Origin of the sequence: Anaerocolumna sp. AGMB13020, from assembly GCF_033100115.1 — a bacterium.
Lineage (GTDB): Bacteria > Bacillota > Clostridia > Lachnospirales > Lachnospiraceae > Anaerocolumna.
Genome location: NZ_CP136910.1, coordinates 2,695,369 through 2,707,792 on the forward strand (window position 1 = coordinate 2,695,369; position 12,424 = coordinate 2,707,792).

The 12,424-nt window shown below is 38.6% G+C and carries 11 protein-coding genes and 1 riboswitch; all 11 genes read right to left on the reverse strand.

The annotated features are described in order from the left end of the window. Positions 1-219: 219 nt before the first annotated feature. Positions 220-1,746 (reverse strand): alkyl hydroperoxide reductase subunit F, encoded by a 1,527-nt coding sequence (ahpF, locus tag R2R35_RS10855; RefSeq protein WP_331670276.1) that lies wholly within the window; start codon positions 1,744-1,746, stop codon positions 220-222. 164 nt (positions 1,747-1,910) lie between these two features. Continuing rightward, complete coding sequence (gene ahpC / locus R2R35_RS10860) at positions 1,911-2,474, reverse strand: alkyl hydroperoxide reductase subunit C (protein ID WP_317734538.1); 564 nt, start codon at positions 2,472-2,474, stop codon at positions 1,911-1,913. 487 nt (positions 2,475-2,961) lie between these two features. Further along, positions 2,962-3,345, reverse strand: a complete 384-nt coding sequence (locus R2R35_RS10865) for a hypothetical protein (protein WP_317734539.1) — start codon at positions 3,343-3,345, stop codon at positions 2,962-2,964. Between the two features lie 82 nt (positions 3,346-3,427). Then, positions 3,428-4,687 carry a methyl-accepting chemotaxis protein gene (locus tag R2R35_RS10870; protein WP_317734540.1) on the reverse strand — a complete coding sequence of 420 codons (1,260 nt, stop codon included), beginning with the start codon at positions 4,685-4,687 and terminating at the stop codon, positions 3,428-3,430. A gap of 87 nt (positions 4,688-4,774) precedes the next feature. Continuing rightward, a riboswitch (cyclic di-GMP riboswitch) is annotated at positions 4,775-4,857 on the reverse strand. Between the two features lie 178 nt (positions 4,858-5,035). Next, positions 5,036-5,773, reverse strand: a complete 738-nt coding sequence (locus tag R2R35_RS10875) for an SDR family NAD(P)-dependent oxidoreductase (protein ID WP_033164430.1) — start codon at positions 5,771-5,773, stop codon at positions 5,036-5,038. A 35-nt stretch (positions 5,774-5,808) separates the two neighbouring features. After that, entirely contained in the window at positions 5,809-7,437 is a 1,629-nt protein-coding gene (locus R2R35_RS10880) for a thiamine pyrophosphate-binding protein (RefSeq protein ID WP_317734541.1), read from the reverse strand. 18 nt (positions 7,438-7,455) lie between these two features. Then, positions 7,456-7,890: a GAF domain-containing protein gene (locus R2R35_RS10885; RefSeq protein ID WP_317734542.1), complete on the reverse strand. Its 435-nt coding sequence runs from the start codon at positions 7,888-7,890 to the stop codon at positions 7,456-7,458. Between the two features lie 380 nt (positions 7,891-8,270). Then, complete coding sequence (locus tag R2R35_RS10890) at positions 8,271-8,663, reverse strand: VOC family protein (RefSeq protein ID WP_317734543.1); 393 nt, start codon at positions 8,661-8,663, stop codon at positions 8,271-8,273. Between the two features lie 630 nt (positions 8,664-9,293). Continuing rightward, positions 9,294-9,479, reverse strand: coding sequence for a hypothetical protein (locus R2R35_RS10895; protein ID WP_317734544.1), 186 nt, complete (start codon positions 9,477-9,479; stop codon positions 9,294-9,296). Between the two features lie 165 nt (positions 9,480-9,644). Further along, positions 9,645-9,926: a CD3324 family protein gene (locus tag R2R35_RS10900; RefSeq protein ID WP_317734545.1), complete on the reverse strand. Its 282-nt coding sequence runs from the start codon at positions 9,924-9,926 to the stop codon at positions 9,645-9,647. A 463-nt stretch (positions 9,927-10,389) separates the two neighbouring features. Next, positions 10,390-12,090, reverse strand: coding sequence for a methyl-accepting chemotaxis protein (locus tag R2R35_RS10905; RefSeq protein ID WP_317734546.1), 1,701 nt, complete (start codon positions 12,088-12,090; stop codon positions 10,390-10,392). Positions 12,091-12,424 lie beyond the last annotated feature (334 nt).

The window sequence follows — 12,424 nt, forward strand, 5'->3', positions numbered from 1 at the left end:
TTCATTTTGTATTAATAATCATTAAGATTTTCTTGTGAAAATATTCCATCCCTGACGAAAGAGCACGTTATTCCTACCAAAGAAAATTATATCACAATCGCTCCAATTCCTTCTTCTCAAAATATAGATTAATCAAAGTATCTTTTATCAAATCTGGTATTAAAAAAGACACTACTTCAAATAAAAGTAGTGTCTTTTTTATCCACTAATCCGCTTGTTCTAATTGCGGATAATATAGTCAAAAGCACTCAGTGCTGCATTGGCTCCGGAACCCATTGCAATTACAATCTGTTTATATGGACTATTCGTACAGTCACCAGCTGCAAATACACCGGGGATATTCGTATTATTATGAATGTCCACTTCAATCTCACCGGAACGGGAGCGGGTCACTGTGTCACCAAGCCAGTCAGTGTTTGGTACAAGTCCTATCTGTACAAACACTCCCTGTAATTCTATGTGCTGCTCCTCACCTGTGGTTCTGTCGGCAAAAGTTATTCCGTTTACTTTATCTGTACCCGTTATTTCTTTTGTCTGTACATTCTTATATACGTTTACATTTCTTAAGCTATTCAACTTTTCCTGCAGTACTGCATCTGCCTTTAATTCCGACATAAATTCCAGTACAACAACCTTCTCTGCTATGCCCGCAAGGTCGATGGCTGCTTCGATACCAGAGTTACCGCCTCCGATGACTGCTACTGCTTTGCCCTTGAATAAAGGTCCGTCACAATGGGGGCAATAAGCAACTCCTTTGTTCTTAAATTCTGCCTCTCCGGGAACTCCTACATTTCTCCATCTGGCACCTGTACTTAAGATGACTGCCTTGCTTTTCAGCACAGCGCCGTTTTCCAGCTCAACTTCAATGAGATCCTTTTTCTTCAGACCTTTTGCACGAAGGGATTTTATTATATCAACCTCGTAATTTTTTACATGCTCTTCGAGGCTCTGTGCCAGCTTAGGCCCTTCTGTATATTGAATACCAATGAGATTCTCTATTCCCATGGTCTCCAGAACCTGACCGCCGAAGCGCTCTGCTACGATGCCAGTCCTTATGCCTTTCCTTGCCGCATAGATTGCAGCACTGGCACCTGCAGGGCCACCGCCAACTATAAGCACATCAAAAGGTTCTTTCTCCTCCAGCTCCGAAGCTTCCGGGAGGCTGCCAAGCTTTGCAAGAATATCTTCTACCGTCATTCTTCCGCCTGCCAGAAATTCACCATTCAGATAAAGAGCCGGTACAGCCAGAATATTCTTATCCTCAACCTCCTTCTTAAATACTCCTCCATCAATCATGGTATGCGTTATGTTAGGATTCAGCACACTCATAATACCGGCGGCCTGCACCACCTCCGGACAATTATGGCAACTTAAGCTGATGTAAGTTTCAAAGTGATACTCACCCTTTAAGTGCTTGATCTGCTCCTTTACTTTTTCTTCTATTTTAGGTGGTCTGCCGCTGACCTGAAGAAGTGCCAGTACAAAGGAGTTAAATTCATGCCCCAAGGGAATTCCTGCAAAGGTAAGGCCTTTTTCTTCTCCTTTACGGCAAATTTGAAAGCTGGGAGTTCTTGCAAGGCTTACCGGTTCTATATCTATTCTTTCTGAAAGAGAAGCCACTTCTTTTACGAAGTCCTCCAGCTCTTTTGAGGTATTATCAGAACCGGCACTTAACTTAATTAGCAGGTCGCTTTCCAGGAGCTTTAAATATTCACTTAGCTGATTTCGTATATCAGTATCCAGCATAATTTATACCCACTGCATATCGCAAGCCTTCCTGCGATGCTGCCACAAATAGAAAGAGTGAAAGAATCTCTACGTGGCATCCTTTCAATTTATCATTTTCTTTCACTCTTATTCCTCCTTAAAATGACTTTCCATATTACATGCCAATCAGCAATGTAAAACGCTTAAATCTTTCCTACCAGATCGAGGCTGGGCTTTAAGGTTGAGCCTCCCTCTTTCCACTTGGCAGGGCATACTTCACCGGGGTTGTTTCTTACATACTGAGCCGCTTTAATCTTATCCACCAGCACATCCGCATTACGGCCAATGCTGCCTGCATTAATCTCAACTGCTACAATAATTCCGTCCGGGTCAACTAAGAAGGTTCCTCTGTCTGCCAGTCCGTCAGCTTCGATTAATACATCAAAATTTCTGGAAATGGTATGAGAAGGATCACCGATCATGGTATAGGTAATCTTCTTGATAGCTTCAGAGGTATCATGCCAAGCTTTGTGTGTAAAATGAGTGTCAGTTGATACAGAGTACACTTCAGCTCCCAGTTTCTTAAAGGTATCATAATTGCTCTGTAAATCTTCCAGTTCTGTAGGGCACACGAAGGTGAAATCCGCAGGATAAAAGCAAATAATGCTCCAGTTTCCCTTGAAATCCTGTTCTGAAACCTCTACAAATTTACCGTTACGAAATGCCTGTGCTACAAATGGTTTTACTTCTGTTCCGATTAATGACATATTTATTTCCTCCTAAGATTTCAAATTTATTGATAAATTATTATTAATAACTAATACTAGTAATCATTACTGTTATTATAATATAACAAACTTAGATTTGTGTCAAGTACAAAATTACTAAATTTTGTGATTTTTCCTATTCCATTATTTTAATTGAATTGTCACAGAAATTCTTATTCGTGTACTATAACACGAATTTAAACAGACCTCCGCTTTTTCTCGTTCCAAATAACTTTAGCTCCATACAGCAAAAGTTACTAGGAGCAGCTCATAAAGCAAAAGCCATACGTGCTGCAGATAGGAATAACACACAAACTTTTCTTGTTATTATATTACACGAGGATAGATTCTCCTTTTATAAGCAATGGTATTCAATGTATTTATATTATGGTAATAAAAAACCGGTGAAATTTCTGTTTAAGAAATTTCACCGGTATGTATGGGAAGTCAGGGATTAAAAATCAATACGCAATCGGGAAAGTTATAATTAAAGCTTTGCCATTAACCAAGTCATAGCTTCTTCTTCATTTAAGAAAGCCTGCTGAGGGAACTTAGATGAAATAGCTCTATTGATCTGCATTTTTACAATTGCACTGTCTACGATGGAGGCAGTAGCAACAAGATTATTCTCTGCAAGCCAGTCAGCATGTTTAGCCATAACTTCTCCAAGATCGGACATTTTGTATTTTCTTAAGTCAGCAGCACTTACCCAAGGCTTATTACCCATTGCAGGTCCGATAACCTTTTCATACTGACTATGATATTCAATATAGTCTTCCTTTGTCCAAGAACCTACGGGTGTTTCAAATACTAGTCTTTTTTCAACATCGTAATTAATAGTATACAGCCCCTTTGGGTGTGTAATCATCATAATAATTTTCCTCCTGAGTAAAATATTATATTTTTGAAACAGAGTAAATCTCTGTGACAAGCGATGAAAAAATTACAGATTGTTATTGATCAAATTCTACCAACTGCTGCTTTAATGTCTCAGCAATATTATACATCTCTTTCGAGCATTCTGCTACTAACTGTATCAGATTATTCTGCTCTTCAACGGAGGAAGAAACCTCTTCTGTTCCGGCGGCAGTTTCTTCGGAGATACTCGCAACCGTTGCAATCATATCTTCAGCTTCTTTTGCATCTTCTGTTAAAGTGGCAGTCGCATTATATGCAGCTTTAACTTTTACACCGATAGAATATACCTTATCGGATATATCAGATATGGAAGACACGGTCTTCTCAAATGCCTTTTCCTGTTCCTGTGAAAGGTCATTGGCTTTGGTAATTTGCGTTACTGTATTTTCTATTCCCTGTTGTACATCGTTTATAATTTCTGTAATCTGCTTTCCGGATTCTGCTGACTGTTCTGCAAGCTTACGAATTTCTTCGGATACAACGGCAAACCCTCTTCCGTGCTCGCCTGCTCTTGCAGCTTCTATTGCAGCATTTAAGGCTAACAGATTTGTCTGTTGTGCTACGCCTTTTATTACCTCTAATATTTTTCCGATTTCTTTGGACTTGTCCATTAAGTCCGTGATTGCTCCTCGCATATTCTCAGTAAGAACCTTGTTCTCAGCCATCTTTTCTTCCTGGAATTTGATGGATCCCTTCACTTCCTCCATGGCATTAATTGCTCCGTCAGCAACTTTATCTGACTGTGCCATATCTTCACCGATACAAAGAATCATCTCGGTAATATTATTGATGCGCACACTTCCTTTTTCGGTTGATTCAGCCTGCTGAGTTGCGCCTTCTGCCAACTGTGTTATAGATAGTGTAACTCTGCTTGAAATATCACTCATTTCAGCTGAAGATTGTTTTAACTCACTGGTCGAATAGGTTATGATATCGACAGATTCCTTTACACTGCCAATAAATTCTTTTATGCCTGCAGGAAGATGACCTTGTGTTCTTGTGGATTCAGCGGCTGCCGCAACTTCCTGGTATGCCGTCTCTGTCACATTACCCAAATCAATTTCTCGCAATTTCTGGTTCAGTAAAAATGCAAGGCAAAGGGTAGCCACTACCCCTATCACTACTGCAAAAATAACCATAAAAAGCAGAAGGCTTAAAGTGCTGCCTCCTTTGTTTAACAATGACTGGGCTTTAAAAAATCCGCCTGCGGTTACAAGAACAATGCTGCCTGATAAAACGGCTAAACTAGTGATAAAAACATTTTTTTTCAAGCCTTTTTCTCTGAAAATTTCCACTTTCAAGTCCTCCTGCAATTATAAGCTGTTTCTATAGCATTAAAAAAGCCATTTGTAGTTGATACCCCACAAATGGCTAATATTAACTACGGCAACCCGACTATCATAGTTTTCACCTTAGACTCGTGGCTTTGCGTCCCCATCTTTAGAAGAGTTTGCTATTTTCAATTAATCTGGATATAGAAATAAATTGCATAATTTGTAATTCTACACTATATTTCTAAATATCTTGCTATATTATGTCATATCATGTCTATTCGCATAATAAGATTATACACCAATTTGCTCAAAAGTCAAATTATTAATACACAATTTTACAGAATAGTTAAATTTTATTTAACCGCAGTCTTATAAAGACAGACCGCCGTCAATTACAATTGTCTGACCTACGATATACCTGGAGATATCCTGACACAAGAAGTATGCAAGCTCTGCAACCTCCTCCGCTTCACAGAATCTCTTTGCAGGTACCTGCTGTTTGTAGGCTTCTGCTGCATCTCCTAAGGTATCCAGCATATCTGTTATAATAATTCCAGGTGCTATTGCATTGACACTGATGTTATTTGCAATAAGCTCTGTACCAAGTACCTTGGTAAAGGCTGCAACTCCTGCTTTAGAGGCAGTATAGCTATAGGAGGCTGGAAGCATCTTAACGGCTGCAAGTGAACTGATATTAACGATTTTACCGGAGTTCTGTTTGATCATATGGGGTGCTACCAGCTGGCACAGATTGAACATACCGGTCAGGTTGGTATTTATTACATCACTCCATTCGCTGTCTGTCATTCCGGTTATGGTATTATAACGTACAATGCCTGCATTATTAACCAAAATATCGATTTTTCCAAGCTTTTCGATTGTAAAGTCTACCAGAGCCTCAAGTTCTTCTCTTTTTGCCACATCACAACGGAAAATATATGCCTTTCTTCCAAAACTCTTAATTTCTTCCTGTACTTTAAGGGCGGATTCTTCATTGCTTACGTAATTGATAACTACATCTGCACCTTCTTTTGCGAGCTTTACTGCTATCGCTCTGCCAATACCTCTGGATGCTCCTGTTACTAATGCTACCTTTCCTTCTAACATATCATGTCCTCCTTAAGCATATTGTTTTATTTATATTAATTGTGTTTCTGTAATGCTTTCAGTCTGTCTCCGTTTGGTGCAGGTTCACTGCCGTCTGTAATTAGCTCTACGACCACAGGGCCCTCCGCTTCCCGCAAGAATTCCGGAAGCTCCTTTATCTGACTATTCTCGCTAATAACCATTGTCTTTAGGCCACAGGCAGCCATCATATCAGCTATGCTGATTCTCTTCTGGCAAAAACCATTAACTACTCTTTCAAACAGGAACTTATGTCCATGTTCTACAAATCCTAACATAGCATTATTAATAATAAAGTAAACAATGGGTAATTCATATTCTGCTGCAGTCAGTACTTCCATTCCATTCATAAAGAAGTCTCCGTCACCGGCAAATACAGCAACGCTTCGCCCCGGATAGGCTGCTTGCACACCGACTGCACCACCAATTGCAGAACCCATGGCAGCATAATTTAAATTGGTCTCAAAGTCTCCGCCTTCCGGTATAGAAAGATATTTAAAGGCATAATTCATAAATTCGCCCATATCTGCCATATAATAAGTATCCTTAGGCATATATTCCGGTAGCTGTTCCATAAACTCCTTAAGGCTTACACCCGTATTTACTTTCTCTACCGGATTATTGATTGCTGTTCTCTCAAAGCCTGTCTGCCCTGCTGCTTTGGTATTCTGTATAATATAAGGTAAAGCTACCTCTAAATCAGCACAAAGCTTAACATCCGTCTTATAGACTTTTCCAAGCTCTTTTATATCCCAGTCAATGTGAATAACCTTCTTCCCCTCTGTTAAGGCTTTACTGAAGTTATTGGTTGCATTCTCTCCCAAACTGGTTCCAAGGATGAGCAGGCAGTCAACAGAAGGGTCATTTACGTAAGCAGAGGCGGCATCTGTGCTTGCAAAACCATAGTTCCCAAGATTCAGCGGGAAATCATTTGATACCACACCTTTACCTTCTGGTGTTGTGATAACCGGCCATTGCAGGTGCTTACTTATTTCTTTTACAAGTTCTGATTTTCCTCTTGCGCCTTTACCTGCCAGGATGAGTCCTTTCCCTGATTCCTCTATTACCTTGCAGGCTTCTTCTAAACTCTTATTGTCATCTGATGCTGAAACATATGCTGTTGCTGTAAAATCCGGAACTTCCCCGGGCAGGCTGGCAAGCTGAATATCGATGGGAACAGATAAAAATACAGGACCCATGGGAACTGTTAAAGCTGTCTTTACAGCCAGTTCCAGTTCTTTCATTACATCCTCTTCTTTTAATACCGTCTTACTGTATTTTGTAATTGGTCTGAGAATCTCTTCCGTATTAAGTTCCTGGATGGCCCCTTTCCCTATCTGCCATCTGTGAACATAACCAGTAAGGAACAGAACAGGCGCTTTGGCCCTGAATGCATCTCCCACACCGTTCATCATATTGTTTGCTCCGACACCGCCGGCACCCATACAAACCGCAAGCTTTCCGCTGACGCTGGCATATCTGGCGGCCATATAAGCTGCACCGCCTTCGTTCTTGGCAACAATAGGTTTAATTGAAACGTCGTTTAATGCATCAAAAAGCGGACTGATTGTACCTGCTGGTATGCCGAATATATAGTCCACTCCTGCTTTTTTCAAGAATTCCAAAATCCCGTTAGCTATCCTCATTTGTAACTCCCCTTATAATTAATATTGATTTTTTAAGTAGTCATCTGCCAATTTACTGCAAGTCTCCATTTCCTCTTTGGTAAACTGGTGGTATTTTCCGATAGAAGCTATGCAGATTATGGCCTTCACCTCATCCTCTCTTACAACCGGAATTATCATAATACTATCAATTCCAAAAAGAAAAAAAGCATCCGCTGATCTGGTGTCATTTTTGGTGTCATAGATTTCAATCGGCTGCTTTTTGGTCGTAATCTCCCTTAATATGAAGGTATCCTTAACATATACGGGATTCTGTCCATGTACTGTTTTCCATTTTTCAATTCCAAGTATATCCGTCTGTGTTTTGTAAAAGGGCTTCAGGCGGCCTTCTTCTATCCTGTGATAGCCGATATCCTCTACCGTTGTTACTTCTGAAATTTTTTGAAATAATTCCTCCAGAATTGTTACTTCCATCCTTATCTTCCTTTCTGAATCTTTTGTAGTGTTTAAGTATTACTAAAGCTAATTTATAAAACTGTATTTATAATCTGTCTTAATAGTAAAATAAATACAGATTTTACCTTTTTTGTTAATTTTTATTATCAATTAATACTATTTTATTCCATTATAACACATTGTACTAACTTTTCAAATAGTTCTTCCAAACTAATTTATAAAATTCTGGTACAGCATATTATCCATTTATCCGATTTACTCCTAAGCGCTGTATTTCTGCTAGAACCCTTCATTCTCTCTGCCTTGTTTTTAGCTTCTCCACTACTGAGAAAAGCATGCATCCTTTCAAAAAAGGACTGCTGTAATCTTTCACAGCAGTCCTTTTTTTCTTACATTTTTTATTTTATATTTATTACATTGTTGTTGTCATCTGTTACATACGTTCCTTTCGACATATCCAATATGATGTATTCATTCTCCCATCTGTCTTTTATGACCGCACATTTCCCAATGGGAATATCAAAAGGACCATCTTTGACCATACCTCCTGCTTTAAGAATTTGTTCAATTGCCTCTGATACAGAATCTACGCAAAAATCGACATCCCTCCTTTTTCTTTCTGTCTGAAGGACAAATTCTGTAATACCTTCCTCCATTCCTAATCCAACCATTTTCTCCGTCCGCCATAACAATTTTAGACCCATGCCGTCACAGTAATACTTCATGCCCTCATCCAGATCAGAAACATATAGCTCTATGCAATCCACATTCTTTAATAATGCTGACTTCATCTTCTTCTCCTCATTTACAGCTGTACCTGTATCTTTCCCAACTGCCTGTTTTTTATGCATTATAGCAGAGAGAAGGCGACATCTGTATGTCTTATTCGAAAATTTAAAAAGCTCGTTCTATATCCAATCCAGCTTTATACTTGATAACAAATTTTTATTGCATTAAAGTTAAGTTTACAAAAAGGGACAAAGGCGAGGAATAAATTTACTATTTAAAGTAGGATTTAGTCAGAAGATAAAGAAATGGAATAGTTGAAGAATCTGAGCAACGACCATTGATTATATTGAGTGAAATTTAGATGGTAAGATTTACTACGAAGAAGCCGCTAAAATTGCAAGTTATGAATGTATTGCGTGATTTGATTTTACAAGGCGATATTGTTTTTTGTGATGTCAACTTGTTATTCTTCTGCTTACAGGTATGTGCGGCATCCGTTTTTTATGGGCTTTTCACAGATTGAAAAAGGAAACTGCTTGTGCCGGACTGGAGGTTCCACCCTATGGAGTCAAGGTGCAATTATGGGGTCGTAGCGGTTCTACTTTCCATAATTGTAACGCAGAATATCACAAAGTGGGGTATCCAGAACGGTACAATGAGTTTTTAAACACACCCTAAGCTTATAAATACATTTATAAGCTGTTAACAGTTGCTACTTTTTTATTTCTGCATCTCTTGCATACTGTTGTTTTGCTTCCGTCTCCGGCAATAACCGGATATAAAACCTTGATCCTTGTAGTCTTACACAAGGGACAGGTTCCTCTTCCTCTGGAAGGGAGATTTCTTAATGTTTTACCTCTGTGGGGTTTTAATGCCATGTAGGTGTTCCTTTCTTTTTAACCGTTTAATATCCAGTGCAGGCTAAAATAGATAACTGGTTTCTTAGACCCGCGAATAATGTCAATTATGTTAGCCTTACTGGTTTCTATCTTCCGATTATAAAGATTTTCACATGGGATTGCTATTACCAGAACTGTTCTGTATCAAACTTGAGCACGCCTCTTCTCTTCGCATAAGATTCGCCGGATGCTTTGTTCGGAAAGAAAGAATTCCTCTGATAATTCTTCCACTGACCGTCCTGTCAGGTACTTTTGATATATTTCTCTGTTTCTCGTCTTAAGCATTTTTTTAGAACCGCTCTTTTCACCCCAGGATTTTTTATCTCCTTCTTTACAGGGTATATATAGATAGTCTCCACTGACATATTGTTGTATTATTTCAATGATTTCCTCAGGCAGCACTTCCTGGGCTTTAATATATTTCATAAACTTTGCTCCTCTAATCATGTTTTTAAGTTAGATGAAGCAAAGACCATAAAAAAAGCAGCAGGCTAACCTGCTGCAATAAGATTTCAAAGAAATCCTTACCTGAAATTGAAAGAAATCGATGAAAAGGTACACCAAGAAAACCACCGCCTGCTGCCTGTGATTTATCCTGCTATAGCTTAACATCGACTACTTAAAATTTCAGATCTCCGAGCAAAGCATCGCCGATTCACTAATTTGTGGTCTCTGCGCGGAGATACGTTTGCGATCTACTGCCTTTAAAGATTTCATAAGGATTCCCTTCTAAGGTAATTCATACCGTAAGTTTCATAATAATAGTTACATCTATTATAGCAAATAAATACCAAATGGCAATATCAAAAACAATTCGGTATTGTTTATGATAAATAACCCATACACAGTAGCCGTATAAAGGAATTATTTATAAATACAGATAAGTTTATTAAACCTTAAAACGGCCAACAGCATTCTTCAGTTTTTCAGCACTATTACTGCTTCGCAGCATCTGCCCCTTTACTTCATCTGTCTGGGCTGCTATATTTATAATCTTCTGAGAAATATCCTCTGTTCCTGTAGCTCCCTCATTAACAGTCTTAGCTACATCCCCCATAGCTTTTACAATACCGTCTACAGTAGCCGACAGTTCTTCGGCGGTAGCACTGAAATCTGTGACAAGTTCATCCATTTCAGACGCATCACTCTGGTATTGTTCACTGATATCATTAAAGGACTGATAATCGTGCATTACTCTGGTATCTATGTACTCCATGATATTCCTTGAATTATCCGATAAACCATTAACAGAAGCGACCACTTCTGCAGTTACCTTTTGTATTTCTGTTACTGTTTTTTGGGAATCCTCTGCCAGCTTTCGGATTTCATCCGCTACCACAGCAAAGCCTTTTCCGGATTCACCCGCTCTGGCAGCTTCAATTGCTGCATTGAGAGCAAGTAGATTTGTTTGAGAGGATATCTGTAAGATTGCGTTTGATAAAATTCCAATCTGGTCTACAGCCTTGGATTGCTGCAACGCGATTTCCAGCTTCTCTTTTGAACCGGCATATATTTCTTTTGCAAGATTTTGTGATTTTAATAAGTCATTTTTTATCTCAACAGCCTTTTTGCTGTTTCTATTAGCCATTTCGGCACCATTTTGCGCTTTAGCTGCCATGGATTCAATCGCAGATTCCATATCAGAAGAGAAAGCGTTTACTTCTTCTGCCGTAGCAGCAGTTTCCTCCATTCCTGCCGATACCTCTTCTGTAGCTGCAGAAATTTCTTCTGTACTGCTACTTAATTCCAATACACTTTTATTTACAGAAATCACTGCATTTTCCACATTCTTAGATTCAGATACGACTTCAAGAAAAGAATTCTTGATACTGCTTAGAAATTTGTTAAGGGCGATGGACATAAAAGCAACTTCATCCTTCCCTTTCACAGGGAATACGTAGGTCAGATCATTATTTTCCTCGGCAGCAATCAATCCTTTTTTTAGCAAGTTAATAGAGCCCAGTATGCTGATACACAAATAAATAATTATTATTATGCCTAAAACAAAGGTTACACTAAATAAAATCACTACATAAGTAAGGGTTCTGTTAACCGCTTGATATGTTTGATTGCTTGAATTATCTGCATAATCAGAATTATAATTGATCAGGGCAAGGGTCGAATTATTCGCTGCAGTCCAGTTTGAATAAACATCCTGGAATTCCCCCCAGGCTTTTTCATTTTCATTGGACAAGCCAAGCTGGACGATTTCAGGTTCGTACTCCATAAAAGTGCTCCAGTTATCCTTAAATTCCTGCAGTATCTGTCGATCTTCCTCATTGCTTACGAGAGAGGTTTCATATAGCTCGGTATGTTCATCTATCTGTACAAGCAGTTGATCTAATTCTGTTTTAATATCTTTTAATCTGCTTTCATCTGTTTCAAGTATTATCTGTTCAATCAATCTTGGCACATCGGATATGGCACCATTCATCCATCCCATATTCTTCATGCTGGGTACCGACATGGTGCGGACATCATTAGAATTCTTGTAGATGGTGCCCAGCCCTAAATATGTAACAATACCTGAGAGTGCAAACAAAAATAAAATCAAAGAAAATCCACCAATTAGCTTCGCCTTAATGCTCATAAAGTTACCTCCGACCTATTCAATTATATTAATTCTTCGTTAACCCTCCAAAGTAACCTCTCTCATTTGTAGTGGATTGTCTTTTGTCCAGATTAAGAGCAAAAAAATTACCTCATAACCCAAAAAAGGCTCATGTTAAAAAGTGGGTAACAGCATAAATGAATAATTTTAATCCAGAGAGCTTTTTCACATTTTAAACAGAACCATAAAAGCAGAATAACTACTACATATGAAGTTGTAATTTGTGATAATAAGTATTTATTTGGCGTATCACGTCGAATTAGACAATATTTTATCATTAAGTTTTTCGAAAGTCAATTCACGTTTTTGATAA